The following is a 19,106-nucleotide window of genomic DNA, read 5'->3' on the forward strand; positions in this document are numbered from 1 at the left end:
ATTCCTTCCACCGCGTCCTGATCGACCCGCGTGACGGCGCACCGCTGGAAATCGGCCGGACCAGCTACCGCCTCACGACGGCCCAGCGCCGCTGGCTCCGGCTCCGCGACGGCAAATGCCCCTTCCCCGGCTGCAGCAACCACTCCCTGGACAACGACGCAGACCACCTCCTGGCCTGGGCCGACGGCGGCACCACCGGAATCTCCAACCTCGGCCAGCCCTGCCCCCGGCACCACCGCCTCAAACACCGCACCGCCTGGACACCAACCGGAGCCGGCAAGAACAGCCCGCCGGGATGGACCTCACCGGGAGGGCGGCACTACCCCAGCGAACACCAGGACTGGGAACCACCCCACCGGCCGGACCACATCGTGCTCCAAGACGCATACCCGGACCCGGGACCACCCGCAGATCCAGGACCCCACCCCGAACCCGAGCTACCCCCGGACCCCTTCCCGGAATGGCACCTCTTCACGCCCGGGCACGAATTCCTAGCCGCAGACGCGGACGTTGACCACCAGCCCTGGGCAGACCCCCTGGACGATTTCCTTCCGGAGGCGTTACTCCTGCAGGGCGTCTAATCAGCAGCGCGCTGCAGGATCCGTCAGACCGCAGGTGGCGTGAACTGGCTTGCAGTAAACACTGCTCCTTGAGGGTCTTGGATTAGCGCCTCGCGCGTCCACTTGGTTTCGTTCTGGCTCATGACGTGCCCGCCGAGTCGTTCGGCCTCAACCGCCGTCCGGTCCCGGTCGGCAACGGTGAATGAGACGTGCCAGTGGGGTGGTTCGTCGGGGCCTTTGGTTGCGATCCAGGCGATGGCGTCCTCGAAGCCGGGCGGGGCGACCAGCCCTGACTGCCTCGCCCTGATGTCCGGATCGGCTGTCGCCTCAAGGTGGTCACCATAGCCTGGCTGGCGGACCATCATCGCGAAGCCCAAGTCGTCGACCTGCCAGCCGAACGCCTCCTCGTAGAACGCAACGGCCACGCCGCGGTTGGCCGTGTGGAGGTCGCTGAAATTCCAGGCCCCTGGCAGATTTACCACTTGTGCCCCTAAGCGTCGCTTAGCCTGCCAGATGCGAAACTCGGTGCCCTCCGGATCGGTCAGCGCAGCACTGCGTCCGCCTTCTCCGGCATCTGCAGGCGCCGATAGCACCGTGGCACCGGCGGCGACCAGATGCTGCAAAGCGGCGTCCGCGTCCTCGACCGCTACGTAGGTGTTCCACTCCGCGGCATCCCCTTGGGAGCCGGCCATCCCGCCGACGTCCTGGCCGTCGAGCTTAGCTATCAGGTAGCGGCCAGGCGATCCCGGCGGCATGACATCCTCGAATGTCCAGCCGAAGAGTCCGGAGTAGAACCCGACGGCCGCCTCGACGTCAGGCTGCTCCGTATCGATCCAACTTGGGACGCCGTGGGGGTAGGTCCGATCGGTCATGTCTGGCTCCGGTTCATGGGGCCAAGCCTAGCGAGCCGGGATCCTGGCGGGTACCCCAGTACACGTCAATCCGTGCCGGGCTCAGCCCCCGCCCAATCGGACAGGGTGGACGTAAGTCTTGTACTCCTGGAACTCCTCGAGGGCTCGCGGTCCCCTGAGCCGGCCCAACCCGCTTTGTTTGAACCCGCCTTCCTCGAACTGGTCGGCCATGACGATCCAGGAGTTGGTCCACACTGTTCCGGCATTGAGTCGTCGCGCCACGCGAAGGGGTCGGTCAACGTCCCGGCTCCAGACGGCGGCGGAGAGCCCGTAGCGCGTGCCATTGGCCAAGGCGACTGCGTCGTCCTCGTTGTCGAAGACTTCAAACGTCGCCACGGGGCCAAAGACCTCCTCTTGGACGATATCGCTCTCCACACTGTGGACCTCAAGGAGACTCGGGCGGTAGAAGGCGCTGCCATCGGCAAGGAGGCCGCCACGGACAAGCGGCCTCGCTCCAGAGCCGATCGCTCTGCGTACTAACCCGTCGACACGGCTGGCGCTGGCCGCGTCGATCATCGGGCCCATGTCGCTGGTTGGATCGTCGCCGGGGCCCACCACGACGGCTTCGAGGGCCGCGGTGAGCCGTTCCCGAAGCTGCCCGCTGACGCCGCGCTGCGCGAGGACCCGGCTGCCCGTCATGCAGAACTGTCCGGCAAAGACCGTTACGCCCTTCGTCAGAACCGGCACGGCCGTGTCGAGATCGGCGTCGTCAAAGACGATCATGGGTGTCTTTCCGCCGAGCTCGAGCAAGACCCGTTTGAGCGTGGGGGCGGCGCCCGCCATGATCTCACGGCCTACGCGGGTACTCCCGGTGTATGAGAGGACACCGACGAGCGGCGACGTGCCAAGCTCCAGTGCAAGCAGGTCACCGGACTCGGTAAGTGAGCTGAGGACACCGGGCGGTAGACCGGGCGTGTCGGCATAGATCTCATGGAGAATGCCATTCACGAGTCCTGTCTGGGAGGGCATCTTCACCACGGCGGTGCAGCCGGCGGAGAGCGCCGGGGCAAATGATCGGACCGAGAGGATGACCGGCGAATTCCACGGCACGATCACCCCGGCAACGCCGATCGGTTCAGGCACCGAGGACATGTGTAAGCCCGCCCGGACCTCCGCCGCGCGCCCGGTTGAGGTCAGGGCGAGGGCGGCGCAATAGCGGAGCGTCGCAGGCGCGCTTCCTACCTCGCCTTGGGCCTCCCCGACGAGCTTTCCGTTCTCCCGCGAGAGCATCTTCGCTAACTCCTGGCTGCGAGCCTCAATACGGTCGGCGAGCTGATTGAGCACTTTGTGCCGGAGCTGCCTGTCGAATGCCCAGTCAGTCTCGTCAAATGCCCTGCGGGCGCCTGAAAGGGCGCCCTGCACCTGCGTCGTATCGGCTTCCGTATAGGTCCCAAGAGCGGTCCCGTCCGCGGGCGACCGCGACACGCTCCCTTCGGAATCGGCGATGAGCTCGCCGTCGACAAAGTTCCCCGCTTCCGTCGCCTGCGCCGCGCTAGTCATGCCCGTCTCCTCACGGTGTGGCGCACCTGCACGCCGAAAACCGCCGCAGTCGGAGGCACGGATGGCCAGACAACGAGGCTACTCCCCCGGCGACCGGACCACTAGACCTGCCGTCACGGCATGGCGTCAGCTGGCTGCTGGCTGGTTGTCAAAGCGCTTTCTCCTTGAGGACCTGTGCCTTAAAGAAGGAACTCGTGCTGGCCCACCTCACCGCGCCTCTGGGCGACTTTCATGGCCACCCGAACCGCCTTAACGCGAATGTAATTGAAAGTCCTCACGACTTCTCCCGGCGACGCATTGCTCTCCTCCAGGGACCACGCGACCAAGCGGTTGTACTCCTGGCGCCCCTCTATGTCCTCAGATAAAGAGCTCTCGGCCAGAGAAGCCATGTACGCGTCGGCAAGGCCGTGGCAGTTCTCACCTGTGTTGGGGTTCTCCATAAAGCCAGCTTCCATGGCCGCTGCCAGTTCTGCACTGTAGGCGTCTGAATTCATTCTGCAGGTGCCGTCTCCAGCTCGTCAGCCACGTCTCGCTTTCGTGACTTGAACAAACCAGCCACTCTTCCAGTCGCTGCACCGGTGGCACCGGCCAGAGCACCCCCAAGACCTTTGACCGCTACGAATGCCTGCGGCGCATCGGGGACACCGTCACCGTCGATGTCGACACTCCGGAAGGGCCGCGTGACTGTGGCGGCGGCGTTCGCTACGCCGGATCCCGCGGTGGAGGCGCCCTTCACCACTCCCCCGCCAACAGCACTGGCCGTCCCTGATATCCAAGTTCCTGTGGATTTCGCAGCATCCTCCAGAGCTGCAAGGGCCCGGTTGGGCTCCGATTCCCGGTCATCGGCATCCAAGGACTTGTCCTGCAGAGCCAGGTGTGCCGGGAACTCCTCCGGAGCCTCGGGGAATGCTTTACGGGCGGACTCAACGACGTCTCGGCCAAATACGAAACGGCTCACACCTCCAGTGAGTGCACCCACTCCATATTCGATCGCCGTCTGCTGTTTTCCGTTTAGGGTTTCCCGCACGGTGTCCAGCTGGCCCGTTTGGATGGTCCGGACGAGGCTTTGCGCGGCCCCGCTGGGCAGGGTATCTGCCAAGGTTGTCGCCCAGTGAGACCAGTCACCGCTGGCGGCCGCGAATTTGTGGCCAACGCCCACTACACCTTCAGGGGAAGTCTCCGCCACGTCCTTGGCCATGGTGGCAATTTGTTCCTGGCTCACCCGGTCGTTGGTCAGCCCGTAGACCAAAGCATGGGCCTGGTCCTGGTCCAGGGCCTTCCCGTGGATGTCGGCCAAGGCAAGCCCAAAAATTGCCGTGAGCTCGAATTGAAGCTGCTGGTCCCCTGCAGGGAGAAGCGCGGCCACACGGTGAGCACCCGTTTTCGCCGCCCCTATGGCCATGTTCTTCGCGGCCACCTTGGCCGCCTCCTTGGCCGTTACCTGCACAGTCTTCTTAGCCGCCTGTTTCCCAGCCGTCTTCAATCCGGTTGCCGCGACGCTGCCACCCGGAATCAACGAGATTCCCACCTCAGCCGCGATCGACCCGGCGGTGATCGCGGCGCCTGCGGCCGTGATCGACGTGCTGTAGTGACGTTCGAGCAACCTGACCACGTCCGCGGGTGTCGCCTCCGGACGCCGGCGACGAATCCGCATGACGTACTTGCGTGCGATTGAGTGACGGGCACTGACCGCCTTCGCGATGTCTGAGTTGGCCTCCTCGTCATCCAGCTGTGTCTCCAGCGTGACAGCTTCACTCTCGGTCATTTACGTTGCCCCCTCTAACCACAGGCTCAACCCTGAGCCTTTTATCAACGTTGCAATTCGGTTCGCGGCAAAGGAGCCGAGGGCTCCCTTGCCGCGTAGTCATCAGTGACCCGCATGATGCGGCAAGATCCTGCTCGCCGCGCTGCACGGACCTCGGCCGGACAGACCGCACGGGAGGAGCTTATCCCGGAATCTGGATCCGGGCAGCCTCCTGCAGAAGCGGATCGGAAATCATGACGATGGCAGCCCCCGGAGCAATATCGAAAGCGATGTTACCTCGTGCCTTGTCGCCGGGCAGAACCTCTCCCGAGCCCAGCTGGTTGTCTGCGAACAGGCTAATGTCTGCCTTACGCCCGTTGGCATCCTTAGCAGAGAAATAGAGTGGGTTGGAGCTCGTCTTACCAGCCTCCGTCTCCCACAGCACGTCCAGGAGCAGGTAAGTCCCGTTCTTCGGCGGCGTTGCAAAGGAATTCGTGGTCACCGCGTCCGTACGGACAGCGGAAACAATGGTGATCCTGGCGACATTGCCGTTCTTCATCTTCACCGCGAAGGGTGTCCCCACCGCCGGAGCCGCCGGTGCGGCGGGGGCGGCCGACGGCGGTGCTGCCGCCGCCTGCGCCGCGGGCTCAGCCGGCGCCGCGGAGGCAGCGGCCGAAGCGATAGGACTGGAGTCAGCCACGGGCTTGCCGCCGCTGGAGCAGGAGCCCATCACCATACCGAGCAGCAGGACGCCGGCAGGAATCACAAAGCGCTTCTTCTTATAGAACGGGCGCTTAGCCGGGGCCGCAACCGGCGTGGACGGAACTGAATCAAAGTTCTGGTGTGTCATGGTGGTGCCTTCCGAGAGTGCGTTGTGGTTGGTGCTGCGGTGTTACTGCTTTTCCCATTTGCCGCAGCGGCTGGATTTGAAATCCTGGCCTGCGGACAGGGCAACAGAGGGCCGTCCGCCGCCCGGGAGATCGTTGTCGATGATGTTGCTTCCGTTGCTTCCGGTGGCGTAAACGCCCCAGTAGCAGGAGGAACCGACGTCGGTGGTGGCCCGGTACGTTCCGGGCGCGATGTCGGTACCCACGGTCCATGTGCCGTCGCTGATGGTGTTGGCGGCCTTGGTCTTCTCGGCCCCGGTCACGGCCTCCTCGCGGGCTTTCACCGCAGCCTCAGCAGACTTGACCGCGGCATCGGCTTTACCTACCTCGGTTTCCCGGGTGGAGACTTTGGCTTCGCGGGAGGAAATGCCGTTCTGAAGGGTGTCGTACTTACCCTTCAGTGATGCATAGCTGGAGAGTGCCGCATCCCGCTCAGTCTCGACTGTCGATTTCTCGCCAGCCAGGGCGGTATAGGCCTCACTCGTCTTCGGGTCGGGAAGTACAGTGCCGAAGGCAATACCGCTTCCAAGAAGGACGACGGCGGCCGTCGCCATAAGGATGCGCTTCTTCCTGCTGCGTTTCGGCGCGTTGGCCTCCGAGCGTGTCTCGAGCTCCGAAGGTTCCGCCGTTTCCGGCAGCGGTGTGCCGGCGTCGTCTGTGTTCAGCATGTTCTCTTCCTCTGTTCGTGGATAACCGCTAAACGGCGGCGGGATACTGATCCCCCAATACGCGGTTCCCCGCCGCCGCCGCAGCTCCGGAAGATTCCTTCTTGGCTGCAGCACGAACCTACGGTCACCAAGGGACCGCTGGGTGTTGCATGGCTGATAACCCGGGTTATCAGTCAAAGACAAGGAATGTCGCTCCAGACCAATAGGCTGGTGGGACCATCACGACTGAAGGGGGCAGCCTTGGAAGCTTCAACACAGACTTTGCGCATGACGCTCTCGGATGTCGCCTCGCTCGCCCAGGTGCAGCGGCCGGTGGTGTCCATGTGGCGCAAGCGCAGCAGCGGAGGTCCGCTTCCTTTCCCGGCGGCGGCAGAACGAATCAACGGCATCGAGATGTTCGACGCCGGCCACGTCACCGCGTGGCTCCAGGCCACCGGCCGGGGCAACAACCCGGAGGCGCGGAACGACGTCGCGGTTTTCGCCAAACTAGCCGAACCGACAACAGCCCTCAGGAACAGCCGGCTGACGTTCGACGGCCTCACTTCGCTCCTCGCCCTGAAAGTCATTACGGGCCAGGCCCTTGCACAAAGTACAGCCGCAGAAATCCTGGATGCGGCCGATGAAGCCGACCCGGACGATGTGTTCCTCTACAACGAGCTCGAGGCCCTCGGCTCCGCACTGGCCGGGCTGGCAAGCTTCGCCGACAGGCTGGCGGACAGCGCGTTCAGCGCCCCCGCCGCTTTCGAAAAGCTGCTTGCCCACCGGTTCAAGGACGGGCTGCGCGAGCAGTCAGACACGGCACTGACTGAGGCGGCGCTGACGCTAGTAGGGGCGGCCGCGATGGAGCTGGCTTCCACGCTTGACGGCAGGACCGTCATCGTCGACTCGACGCCGGGCGGCAGCGACGTCATGCTCGGCATCGTGGAGCGGTTCGGCGAGTCCCAGCCCATCACGCTCCTGGCGGCAGACCACCACGGCCACGCGTCCCGGCTGGCGCGCCGGCGGCTGGCCGTACATGGCACGGACAGCGAGCCGGTGAAGGTGGACGCCAAGGGCGCATTCGCAGTCAGCGGTCCCGCGGTTCACGTGGCGCAATACCCGGCCCCGGGCGACCCGTCCCTGAACACCAGCGGCATCCTGCTGGGCATCGAGAACATCGTGCTGCAGATGGACGACGCACAGCGGGCGGTGGTCATAGCTCCCGCCCGCGTCCTGTGCGACGCCCTGGATGGAGACGACGGCAACCTCCGCTCGGACCTCCTGCGGTCCGGCAGGGTCCGCGCCATCGTCAGGCTGCAGCCGGGCCTGCTGCGCGCCAAGCCGCGCGAACCCCAAGCGATGTGGGTGCTCGGGCCGTCCTTTGCAGAGGTGCCCATCGCCGACCGATGGACCATGGTGGCGGACCTGAGCACCACCCCACTCACCACCGCGGTCAGCCAGGACCTGATCAGCGACGTCGTCGCGTCCATGGGCAGCCGTGCCATCATCCGCGCGCACTCCTTCCGGTTCGCCCGCCTCGTGCAGACGCGTGTGCTTCTGGCCGGCAGGGGTGCCCTCGTCAGCGTCCCCGCCACGAAAAGTACGACGGCGGCACGCGGTGCCGAGGCGGCGCTGCGGATCGAGGAACTCGTCCGCCTCCTGTCCTCTACGGCGTCGCATCCGCCAGCTCTTCCAAACGTTCAGCCGGCCGCGACCGCAGCAGGGATGCCATCGGCCACCGTTCAAGAACTCATCACCGCCGGGAACATCAAGTACCTCAAAGGCATCAGGCTCGAGGAGACGGACATGAACCTGCAAGCTGGCAGCAGGATCCTGGGCCGCGACGAACTGATGGATCCACACAATCACCAACCGCGGTTCATCACCCTCCTGGAGTTCGCCGCCAAATATCCGGCGGGTCGGCTCACTGAGCCGGGCGACGTTGTTTTCTGTACCAGCCCCAAGCCCGCCGCAATGGTCGACACGGAGGGCGGCGCCGTCGTCGTTTTTCCTGCCCGGATCCTGAGGGTCGACGCCGGTGACCCGGGCGGTTTGCTGCCCGCCGTCGTCGTCCGTGACATCAACGGCCGCAGCGATGCGGATAAGACTTGGCGGAACTGGCGGCTGCGCCGCGCACCTGAAGCCCAACGAAACCCGCTCGCCAACGCATTAGAGACCCTGCAACACGAGCAGGCCCAAGCCCGCCAACGTCTCGAACGACTGGAAGAACTCGCTACCCTGATTACGGACGGCGTAGCGGGCGGAAGCCTTACCCTGACAGACCCCATTTCCAACGCCGCACCAAACGAAGGAACAGCATCATGCCCCCGAAAATGAAGGTGGACCTCGCCCCGTCCACCATGAAGGAACTCAAGGACACGCTCTGGAAGGCGGCGGACAAGCTTCGCGGCTCGATGGATGCCTCGCAGTACAAGGACGTGATCCTGGGGCTGGTGTTCCTGAAGTATGTGTCGGACGCGTTCGAAGAACGGCGGGCGCAGATCCAGGCTGAGCTGGAGGCGGACGGGCTCAACGAGGAGCAGATCGCCCAGCTGATCGACGACGTGGACGAGTACACGGGCCGTGGCGTGTTCTGGGTGTCGCCCCTCGCACGATGGACCTACTTGGCGGAGAATGCCAAGGGCCTGGACGCGGTAGACGGCGCGGCGCCGAAGTCCGTCGGGCTGCTGATTGATGAAGCCATGGAGCTCATCATGGCGGACAACAAGTCCCTGGCCGCCACGCTCCCCCGGATCTATAACCGTGACAACGTGGACCAGCGCCGCCTGGGCGAGCTGCTGGACCTGTTCAACTCGGCGCGATTCACCGGCCAGGGCGCCAGTAAGGCCCGCGACTTGCTCGGCGAGGTCTACGAGTACTTCCTGGAGAAGTTCGCCAAGGCCGAGGGCAAACGCGGCGGCGAGTTCTATACCCCGGCCGGCGTGGTGCGCGTCCTCGTGGAGGTTCTTGAACCGCACAGTGGCCGCATCTACGATCCCGCCTGCGGCTCGGGCGGCATGTTCGTGCAGACCGAGAAGTTCCTGGACGCACACAACGAAGACCGCACGGCGATTTCGGTCTACGGCCAGGAGCTCAACGAGCGCACCTGGCGAATGGCCAAGATGAACCTGGCCATCCACGGCCTGAACGCCAACCTCGCGTCCCGCTGGGGCGACACCTTCGCCCGGGACCAGCACCCGGACATGCAGGCCGACTACATCATGGCCAACCCGCCCTTCAACATTAAGGACTGGGCCCGCTCCGAGTCCGACCCCCGCTGGAAGTATGGCGTGCCGCCTGCCGGCAACGCCAACTACGCCTGGATCCAGCACGTTATTTCCAAGCTGGCGCCGGGTGGTTCGGCCGGCGTGGTGATGGCCAACGGTTCCATGTCCTCCAACTCCGGCGGCGAGGGCGATATCCGCGCCCAGATTGTGGAGGCCGACCTCGTCTCCTGCATGGTTGCGCTGCCCACCCAGCTGTTCCGCAGCACCGGCATCCCTGTGTGCACGTGGTTCTTCGCCAAGGACAAGACCGCCGGTCCCCGCGGCTCTGTGGACCGGACCGGGGAGGTGCTCTTCATCGATGCCCGGAACCTCGGCTACATGGTGGACCGCGCCGAGCGCGCGCTCTCCGACGAGGACATCGCCAAGATCGCCAACACCTTCCACGCCTGGCGCGGCTCCGCTTCCGCTGCTGACGCCGGGTTGGAGTACGACGACGAGGCCGGCTTCTGCTATTCGGCCACCCTCGCGGAAATCAAGGCAGCCGACTATGCGCTGACGCCCGGCCGGTACGTTGGTGCCGCCGATGTGCAGGACGACGGCGAGCCGATCGAGGAGAAGATCGCGCGACTGTCGAAGGAACTGTTTGCTCAGTTTGAGGAGTCAGAGCGGCTGGCGGCTGTCGTGCGCGAGCAGTTGGGGAGGGTTTCGTGAACGACTGGCCAATAGTCACATTGGGTGACGTAGCAGATGAAGTAACGGTCGGCCATGTTGGGCCAATGGCAATGCATTACCAAGAGTCCGGCGTTCCATTTCTGCGTTCGCAAAACGTCGTTCAGCACGCCGTCGATTTGAATGACATCAAATTCATCTCCCCAGAGTTTCACGCAACCCTGACGAAATCTCGACTCCGTCCCGGGGACGTCATAACTGTCAGAACGGGCAAGCCAGGCACCACATCCGTAGTTCCCGAATTCCTCAGTGATGCCAATTGCTCGGACCTAGTAATCACCCGACCCGGTACATCGCTCAACGCCCGTTGGCTTAGCTACTACATGAACAGCGCCGGTTCACACTTCATTAACTCGCAACTCGTGGGTGCTGTGCAACAGCACTTCAACGTTGGATCAGCAAAGTCAATGACGTTCCCGCTCCCTTCTTTGCTGGAGCAGGAGGCTATTGGGGAGGTACTGGGCGCCTTCGACGACAAGATCGCCGCCAATACCAAGATCGCCGCCACAGCTGATGGATGGGTCCGCGCGTGTCTGGCGGGCATCACCGCGTCGGCGGAAGAAACTGTACCGGTGAGCGAGCTCGTAGTGAACAGAAAAGAACTAGCCGAACCAAGCACCCTCGATCCCGCGTCGAATTACTTGGGCCTTGAGCATTTGCCCCGCCGATCCATGTGGGCCAGCTCTTCCGGCACTGCCGAATCCGTTACGAGCACGAAGGCCAAGTTCCAGCACGGAGACATCCTCTTTGGAAAGCTCCGCCCCTATTTCCATAAAGTGGTCGTCGCACCCTATGACGGTGTCTGTTCCACGGACATACTGGTTCTCAATCCTTCAAACCGAGAGCTAGCCGGCTACACGCTTGCCAGCCTCGCGAGCGATTTCGTGGTCGAAAGAGCAACTGCAGCCAGTGAAGGCACTCGAATGCCTCGCACCAGCTGGAAGGACCTCGCATCGATTGAAGTACGGTGGCCAGGACTTACCGAAGCGAAGGAGTTCAGCGCCAGGGTCGCGGCGGTACGAAGCTCGGTTGAGTCACTACTCACCGAGAACCGAACTCTTGCCTCCGTCCGCGACGCCCTACTCCCCCAGCTCATGTCCGGCAGGCTCCGGGTCAAGAACGCGGAAGCAGTCCTGGAGAAGGCCGGGGTGTGAAGTGCAACGCGCTGCAACAACTGAGGCGGCCGTCAATTGTGCAGCAGCCCGCTGCCCTATTGGCACCCGCCCATTCTGCAATGATGCAACGCGTTGCACAGTTCGGTCTCCGGGCTGCTCGAACGACCCCTTAAGCTCCCTCACAATGTCTGTCCCCTTCGGTACCTTCAGGGCAAGCAAACCGATCACCCGAGGGGCACCCATGTCGACACCAAGTAAGCAGAACCCCACAGAACCTATCAAGAGGGACATCGGGCCCGGAACACGCAAGCATGCCGATGGCGCGTCATTTCCCGGGACCCCCGCGAAAAGCACCATGCCGGCGTGGTATCCGGAATTGCTCGACGCCGTCTCCCAGCAAGTTGTGCTGGGCCGAGCCCGCGCCGTAGCCGCCGCCAATCAAGAACTGGTCGCCACATATTGGGCCATCGGTCGCGACATCCTTATCCGCCAGGGAGAGGAGGGCTGGGGGACGAAAGTCACCACGCGTCTTGCTGCGGATCTTAGGGAACGCTTTCCTGAATCCAAAGGGTTCTCGCCCCGGAATCTGATGTTCATGCGTGCTCTTGCAGCCACGTGGGACGAGCAGGCAATTGTGAAAGCGCCGCTTTCACAATTGCCCTGGTATCACCACATAGCCCTCATTCAGAAGCTCACCGAGCCCGAACCCCGCCTCTGGTACGCATCCGCCGCCGTCGAACATGGTTGGTCCCGCAACGTTCTGGTCCACCAAATCGAAAGCAAGCTACACACGCGCACCGGTAAGTCCATCAACAACTTTAAGGCGACGCTGCCGCCGTCGGACTCTGATCTCGCCGATCACCTCACCAAAGACCCCTATATCTTCGACTTCGTCACCATGACGGACAAACGCAACGAACGTGAGCTGGAACACCAGCTCATCAAGCACGTTGAGAAGTTCCTTCTGGAGCTCGGCCAGGGCTTCGCCTTCGTCGGTGAACAGGTGCGCCTGGTGATCGGCGGCGACGAATTCTTCGCCGACCTCCTCTTCTACCACCTGAAACTGCGCGCCTACGTGGTCATCGAGTTGAAGGCCACGAAGTTCGATCCCGGCTACCTCGGTCAAATCGGAATGTACATGGCTGCCGTTGACGACCTCCTGGCCCACCCGGAGGACAAACCGACCATCGGCCTGCTGCTCTGCAAATCCAAGAACAACGTGGTGGCCGAGTACGCGCTCCGGACCACACAGATGCCCATCGGCGTCTCAGAGTGGAAGACAGAAATCGTGGAATCGCTGCCGGAGGAATTCGCCTCCACGCTGCCCAGCATCGAAGAACTCGAAGCCGAACTTTCACAGGACCTATCATCACAAGATCCGGTCAACCAGGGGGAATCACCGTGACAGCACCAGCAGTAGCCTTTTCCGAAGCCGATTGGGAAGGCGCCGCGAAGGAGCGGCTCGGCGAACTGGACTGGAAGCCGCTCGAGGGCCAGGCGATCGCACCAGGTTCCGGGGAACGCGACTCCTGGGCTGAGCTGCTCATCCGGCCACGGCTGCTCGAAGCCCTGCGGCGGCTCAACCCCACCGTCCCGGTCCAGTACCTGCAGCAGGCCCTGGCGGAAATCGCGTCGCCCAAGTCAAACGACGCCATGGCCGAGAACCACCGGATCCACGACTGCCTGGTGGACGGCTACCGGCTGTCCTACATCGACTCCGACGGCTACGAAGCCAACCCCACCATCCGGATCATCAGCCAGGAACCGGACCAAAACGACTGGCTTGCAGTAAACCAGGTGACCCTCGTGGAGGGCGACTACAAACGCCGCTTCGACATCGTCCTCTACTGCAACGGCATGCCCGTCAGCGTCATCGAACTCAAAAAGGCCGGCAACGCCCACGCCGACCTTCCCGGCGCCCACGCGCAGCTTCAAACCTACCTCCGCGAATTCCCGATGGCCTTCCGCTTCTGCGTGTTCACGCTCGCCTCGGACGGCATCCAGGCCAGGTACGGAACGCCGTTCACCCCCTTCAACCACTTCTCACCGTGGAACGTGGACGACGACGGTGTGCCGGTTCCGCAGGGCCTGATGGTCGACGGCGACGCCGTCACTGCCCTGGACACGGCACTGGACGGCCTCTACAACCAGGAACGCTTCCTGCAGCTGACCCGCAACTTCACTGCCTTCGATCAGGGCTCGGGCGGGTTGGCCAAACGCATCGCCAAGCCACACCAGTACTACGCTGTCACCAAAGCGGTGGCCAGCACCATCCAAGCGGTGGAGAGCAACGGCAAGGCCGGCGTTGTGTGGCACACCCAGGGTTCGGGCAAGTCCATGGAGATGGAGTTGTACGCCAACATGGTGGCGCGGCAGCCCAAGCTGAAGAACCCCACGGTGGTGGTGATCACCGATCGGAACGAGCTGGACGGCCAGCTGTTTGAGGGCTTCGACCGGAGCCTGCTTCTGGCGGAGTCGCCCAAGCAAATCAAGAGGCGCTCCGAACTGCGGGACGAGCTGAGCAACCGGACCACGGGCGGCATCTACTTCACCACGCTGCAGAAGTTCGGCCGCAGCAAATCCGAAAAGGACGCCGGCGCGGACCACCCGCTTTTGTCCGACCGGCGCAACATCATCGTGGTGGTGGATGAGGCGCACCGGTCGCACTACGACGATCTGGACGGCTACGCGCGGCACCTCCGTGATGCCCTGCCGCATGCGACCCTGATCGCGTTCACGGGCACACCCATTTCCTTTGACGACCGCAACACCCAGGACGTCTTTGGCGACTACATCGACATCTACGACCTCTCACGCGCGGTGGAAGACGGAGCCACGGTGCCGGTCTACTTCGAACCACGGCTCATCAAAGTGGGCCTGGCATCGGATGTCACCGAGGAGATCCTGGACCAGGCCGCCGACGAGGCCACGGTTGGCCTGGACGACACTGAGCGGGCGCGCCTCGAGGCGAGTGTCGCCGTCGTAAACGCCGTCTATGGTGCCCCGCAGCGGATCGCTGCGCTGGCCGAGGACCTGGTGGCGCACTGGGAGAACCGGCGCGAGCGGATGGGCAAATTCATCGAGGCGCCCGGCAAGGCGATGATCGTGGGCGGAACGCGGGAGATCTGCGCGAAGCTGTATTCAGCGATTGTGGAGCTTCGACCCGACTGGCATTCGGACGACCTTTCGAAGGGCAAGATCAAGGTGGTGTACTCGGGCGATGCGACCGATGCGCCGCCGGTGTCCGATCATGTGCGCCGGGATTCGTTGAATGCCCAGGTAAAGGAGCGGCTCAAGAACGTTGACGACGAGCTGGAGTTGGTGATCGTCAAGGACATGATGCTCACCGGCTACGACTCCCCTCCCCTGCACACGCTCTATCTGGACCGGCCACTCAAGGGCGCGTTGCTGATGCAGACCCTGGCACGCGTGAACCGCACGTTCCGCGGCAAAGAGGACGGACTGCTGGTCGCGTACGCGCCGCTGGCGGAGAACCTGGCCAAGGCGCTCGGCGAGTACACGCAGTCGGACCGGGCAAACAAGCCGGTGGGCCGCAATGTGGACGAGGCTGTTGGCCTGACGGTGTCCCTCGTCGAGTCTTTGCGCTTCCTGCTGGCCGGCCACGACTGGAAGGCCGTGCTGATGAAGGGCGGGCCCAAAGCCTTCCTGAACGCCGTCACGGGTGCCGTCAGTTACCTGCGTAACCCTGGCACGCCCGGCAACCGGCCTGCGGGCGGCGAGGAGTCGATTGCTTCTCAATTTCGGAAGTTCTCCAGCCAGCTGTCCCGCGCGTGGGCGCTGTGCTCCGGTTCGGAGACGTTGGCGGAGCTGCGGCCGGAGATCCAGGTGTATGAGGAGATCCGCGTCTGGATGGCCAAGTACGACGCCGCCGACCGTCAGGCCAGCGGCGAGCCGGTGCCAGAGGAGATCCAGCGCTTGCTGGGCCAGCTGATCGCCAACGCGACGTCGTCGGGCGAAGTGCTGGATATCTACGATGCCGCCGGCATGCCGAAGCCGTCGCTGGATGACCTGACGCCGGAGTTCATCGCAAGGACGCAGAAGGCCCGCAACCCACAGCTAGCCATCGAGGCACTTCGAAAGCTCATCGCGGACGAGTCCTCCGGGTCCACGCGCAATAACGTGATCCGGCAGAGGGCATTCTCTGAGCGGATCACCGAGCTGATGAAGAAGTACACCAACCAGCAGCTAACCTCCGCTGAGGTCATCGCTGAGCTGGTGGAGCTGGCGCGTGAGGTAGCCGCCGAAGGCAACCGCGGTGCCCATTTCACTCCCCCGCTGAACTCCGACGAACTCGCGTTCTACGATGCAGTGGCTTCTAACGAATCGGCCGTGGCGGTCCAGGGCGACGGGAAACTGGCCGAGATCGCGCGCCAGCTCGTCAATGTCATGCGCCGCGACGTACGGACCGACTGGACTGTGCGTGACGACGTCCGTGCCAAGCTGCGCTCATCGATCAAACGGCTCTTGGTCCTCAACGGCTATCCGCCGGACAAGCAGCCCGAGGCCATCAAGTTGGTCATGGAGCAGATGGAGTCCATGGCTCCGCGGTTTGCTGAGGCTCGGTTGCACGTATCGTGATCTTCACGGAAACCGAAACCTGGAAAGGGAAGTATTGATGTCTGACTTCATTGATCGACTCCGAACTGAACCTTTCGTATTGCGAAACGATGACACTCTTCGGTACGTCAAACGTATGTGCAGGGACTATCCGGCCGCAGATTTCCACCGCTCCGTAATGGAAATTCTCGGCTGTGACTACTCGTATGCCAGGAAGGATGAGCAGTCTGGCGTTTGGCACGCAGTGATGGAACTCAATGCACCACTCCAACTAATGCTTGGTTTGAGCTCAGGAATCCATGTCGCTTTCACGCATTACCATGAGCTACAGAGTCGGACCATAGACGCCATCAGATCCAAAGAGATCGATAGGCCTCGTAATAATGCCATCTATTTGTTGCACACCAAGGATATTTATGCGCAGCGAAAACTCGACGACTGGACGTTCAGGGAGACTTATTCAGTTTTGACGCTTAACACAAACGGCAGTCCGCAACAAGCGGCTGAAGATCTTTTGGCCAGAATTGTAACAGCCTCCGCGAGAAACAATCCATACGACAGAACCACACCCGTGTCGGGTGACGAGTTCTTTGGGCGACATGAGACTCTCCGTGGGCTCGTTACAGAGCTAAGGTCGGGACGAGTCTGTGGAGTATTTGGGCTAAGAAAAACGGGGAAGACAAGTCTTTTGAGCGAACTAGGCAGGTTGTTTGTCTTGGGAGACCCTCAAGACAGCGTTTATGTGCTTCAGGACCTTGAAGTTCTGCCAAGCTCTACAGAGCAAAAGATTCCTCAACTCATTTCCGATGTGGCAAATCAATTGAAGATCTCCTTCGGAAAACATGGCATGCGGACTCATGAGTTGGCCGCTATATCGGCCGCCTCAAGCGTAGGCGACCTCCGACAAGCTATTAGCGCGGCTCTCAGGCGTGGCCTGGGCCCCCAGAAGTCTGTGGTCCTAGCACTCGACGAAGTCGAATCACTAGTGGGTTCAGAGACTCAAACTTTGGAAACTCAAACGGGCGTTCCTGAATTCTTTGGCGCCCTTCGCGCATTAGTCCAGGAGAACAACAACTTCAACGTAGTTATCTCAGGCATCACAACAGCACCCATCATGTATCCAACACTTTACGGTAGGGAAAACCCACTATTCGCATGGGCCAAGCCAACATTCATGGCTGAAATTTCTAGGACTGAGTCAGATCGCATGATCCAGGCGCTGGGTTCCAGAATGGCCGCACGTTGGACTCATGATGCCCTGAACCGCGTATACACAGCAACGGGGGGCCAAGTATTTCTCACTAGATCGCTTTCAGGCTTCGTGGCCGCAAAGCTTTCCAATGATATCGCCAGCCGTGAAATTTCCGGAGACCTCGTTCAAGAAAGCTTTAGGCAATGGAGACGAACGGCCGTTAGCCTCGTCGATGGCATGATTGATAGCCTCAATCGTTTTTACCCTGATGAACTTTCAGTGCTCGAACTTGGAATCGAACTCCCCAACTTCAGCGAACTGGATGACGAGTTCTCGATCGAATTATCAAATCTAATAAATCTTGGGGTCTTGGTCGATAATGGAACGGATATCGTTCTGGCATCTTGGACGCAGCTGGGATCAAAATTAAGGACGAAGAACCGTTGAATATTCCATGGTACCGGCCCCTACTCGAAGCGGTCGAAGTTAAGCGCCATCTTTTCTGGCATAGTTCCAAACTAAACCAAACGAAAAATTTTCTTGCAGATCTTGAAACCTCCAAGATTGAGAACCACGTTATCAACGTTATTGACTGCTCTAGGCTTCAAATTCAGCCGAGCCACGATCTTGATATTGATTCCATTGAATCACTTGAGGCGGATATATTCATCGTTGCAAATTTTGATACTTTACTGACAATAAATCATGGTAAAACCTGGATGAGGCAGTTACGACCAGCAGTTATGCAGCATTTAGGTCGCGGTGCACGATTGATAGTCGCCAGCAATGCACCTCAAAATCACTTCCCGGCAATCGACGGTTCCAGCCTGGCGACTGATTGTGTTCAGTACATAGGCGAACGGTGGCGATATGATCAACTCCTTCACTACGGCACACCTGAAAACGCCAGACGACTCGTTTCGCTGTCAGCAGGCATGCCCGGGCCGGCTGCCGAACTAATCGATCGCTTCCCCGACCTGTCTAGGGCCACCGGTAAGGACGCAGTGGCCTGTCTCAAGAACCACATCACCGCGACTATGATCCAATGCGGGTCCGATAGCATCTCGTGGCTGGAGTCGGCAGTTCTCCTGAGAGGAGACCGCCAGACGCCGTACGATGAAATTCCAGCGAACGTTGCCACTACTCTCCACGCATCGGGGCTAGGTAGTCTTGATTTTCATACCGACTGCCTCGAGATCCTGCCTGGAGTTTCTGATGCCACCACGAAGGCCTGCGTCGAATTGGCAGAGCGCAGCTTTCTTGATGCCCCGCCACAATGGACAAAGATCGCTGCCGCGCTTTTTACTTTCGAAAGAACGGCCAGAGCGCTTCTAGCAGACTCCGCTGCGACCCAGGAAGCCTTGGTAGATCTTCTCTCCGGTCACACCGAAAAGATTCGACGGAACTTCACCGCAGAGAACGGAATACCCGCTCCGGATCTGAGTTCACTACCTAATCCCGCAAGGTGGATCGACTTGTCCGATTTGCTGGATCTACTAATCAACATCTCCGAAAATTCGCGAGTCGGAGGGCTCACATCGAAACAATGGAGTATGGCAAAATCGGAAGTTCTTCCGATTCGAAACAAAATTCAACACATGAGACTCCCATCAGCCGGGGACAAGCGGGCGATCGAACGACACATTCGATCCGTGACTCGCTAACTGCCCAGCGGAGCTCGGCCTCATGGGCGCACCATATATTGGCCGAACGGCCCCGCATGCGACTGCATGCGAGGCCGTTCGGTGACAGTTTGCGTACCTATAAGCTCAAACCTGCAGAACTGTGAGACACCAAGCTATCTGAGCAATCGCTCACCCTTGCAAACCCCGAATTTTCGGCGTTCTCACCGTCCTGCCGGGGTTCAGGTGCCACCGTTCTAACTGAGCAATTACCTGCACCAAACATTTGAGATCGTGGCTAGCATGCCAAACACCGCTGTTAGCGGCCGTGAAAAACTGCCCATAGGCGGCCACATAAGTGCCCACTGATGGCCAGCAAAAGTGCCCATTGGTG

General features: G+C 61.6%; 14 protein-coding genes. 8 read left to right on the plus strand and 6 right to left on the minus strand.

Annotation, left to right across the window (positions count from 1 at the left end):
* Nucleotides 1-581 (plus strand): HNH endonuclease signature motif containing protein (locus PV761_RS22595; protein ID WP_347899807.1); only part of this gene is annotated, 581 nt, incomplete at its 5' end.
* Nucleotides 582-604: 23 nt separating this feature from the next.
* Here the strand turns inward: PV761_RS22595 and PV761_RS22600 are convergent.
* The 6 genes from PV761_RS22600 to PV761_RS22625 form a co-directional block, all read right to left on the minus strand.
* On the minus strand, nucleotides 605-1,432 hold the full coding sequence (locus PV761_RS22600; protein WP_347899808.1) for a VOC family protein: 828 nt from the start codon (nucleotides 1,430-1,432) through the stop codon (nucleotides 605-607).
* An 81-nt stretch (nucleotides 1,433-1,513) separates the two neighbouring features.
* A complete protein-coding gene (locus PV761_RS22605; RefSeq protein ID WP_347899809.1) occupies nucleotides 1,514-2,971 on the minus strand; it encodes an aldehyde dehydrogenase family protein in 1,458 nt (485 codons plus the stop codon).
* A gap of 179 nt (nucleotides 2,972-3,150) precedes the next feature.
* Entirely contained in the window at nucleotides 3,151-3,411 is a 261-nt protein-coding gene (locus PV761_RS22610) for a hypothetical protein (protein WP_347899810.1), read from the minus strand.
* 50 nt (nucleotides 3,412-3,461) lie between these two features.
* Nucleotides 3,462-4,736 (minus strand): hypothetical protein, encoded by a 1,275-nt coding sequence (locus PV761_RS22615; RefSeq protein WP_347899811.1) that lies wholly within the window; start codon nucleotides 4,734-4,736, stop codon nucleotides 3,462-3,464.
* Between the two features lie 181 nt (nucleotides 4,737-4,917).
* On the minus strand, nucleotides 4,918-5,565 hold the full coding sequence (locus PV761_RS22620) for a DUF4352 domain-containing protein (RefSeq protein WP_347899812.1): 648 nt from the start codon (nucleotides 5,563-5,565) through the stop codon (nucleotides 4,918-4,920).
* Nucleotides 5,566-5,607: 42 nt separating this feature from the next.
* Nucleotides 5,608-6,270 (minus strand): hypothetical protein, encoded by a 663-nt coding sequence (locus tag PV761_RS22625; protein WP_347899813.1) that lies wholly within the window; start codon nucleotides 6,268-6,270, stop codon nucleotides 5,608-5,610.
* A 267-nt stretch (nucleotides 6,271-6,537) separates the two neighbouring features.
* Between PV761_RS22625 and PV761_RS22630 the strand changes: the two genes are divergently transcribed.
* The 7 genes from PV761_RS22630 (at nucleotide 6,538) to PV761_RS22660 (ending at nucleotide 18,754) form a co-directional block, all read left to right on the plus strand.
* The gene (locus PV761_RS22630) at nucleotides 6,538-8,586 is read left to right on the plus strand and encodes a hypothetical protein (RefSeq protein WP_347899814.1); all 2,049 of its coding nucleotides are present in this window, start codon (nucleotides 6,538-6,540) and stop codon (nucleotides 8,584-8,586) included.
* Nucleotides 8,571-10,187, plus strand: coding sequence for a class I SAM-dependent DNA methyltransferase (locus PV761_RS22635; RefSeq protein WP_347899815.1), 1,617 nt, complete (start codon nucleotides 8,571-8,573; stop codon nucleotides 10,185-10,187). The genes PV761_RS22630 and PV761_RS22635 overlap by 16 nt, the downstream gene beginning before the upstream one ends.
* Nucleotides 10,184-11,359, plus strand: coding sequence for a restriction endonuclease subunit S (locus tag PV761_RS22640; protein ID WP_347899816.1), 1,176 nt, complete (start codon nucleotides 10,184-10,186; stop codon nucleotides 11,357-11,359). Before PV761_RS22635 ends, PV761_RS22640 begins: the two co-directional genes overlap by 4 nt.
* Before the next feature lie 337 nt (nucleotides 11,360-11,696).
* Nucleotides 11,697-12,725, plus strand: coding sequence for a PDDEXK nuclease domain-containing protein (locus tag PV761_RS22645; protein ID WP_347899817.1), 1,029 nt, complete (start codon nucleotides 11,697-11,699; stop codon nucleotides 12,723-12,725).
* Entirely contained in the window at nucleotides 12,722-15,919 is a 3,198-nt protein-coding gene (locus PV761_RS22650; RefSeq protein ID WP_347899818.1) for a type I restriction endonuclease subunit R, read from the plus strand. The genes PV761_RS22645 and PV761_RS22650 overlap by 4 nt, the downstream gene beginning before the upstream one ends.
* A 37-nt stretch (nucleotides 15,920-15,956) precedes the next feature.
* Entirely contained in the window at nucleotides 15,957-17,537 is a 1,581-nt protein-coding gene (locus tag PV761_RS22655) for an ATP-binding protein (RefSeq protein ID WP_347899819.1), read from the plus strand.
* The gene (locus PV761_RS22660; RefSeq protein WP_347899820.1) at nucleotides 17,495-18,754 is read left to right on the plus strand and encodes a hypothetical protein; all 1,260 of its coding nucleotides are present in this window, start codon (nucleotides 17,495-17,497) and stop codon (nucleotides 18,752-18,754) included. The genes PV761_RS22655 and PV761_RS22660 overlap by 43 nt, the downstream gene beginning before the upstream one ends.
* Nucleotides 18,755-19,106 lie beyond the last annotated feature (352 nt).

This window comes from Arthrobacter sp. CC3 (genome assembly GCF_039907775.1).
Taxonomy (GTDB): Bacteria; Actinomycetota; Actinomycetes; order Actinomycetales; family Micrococcaceae; genus Arthrobacter.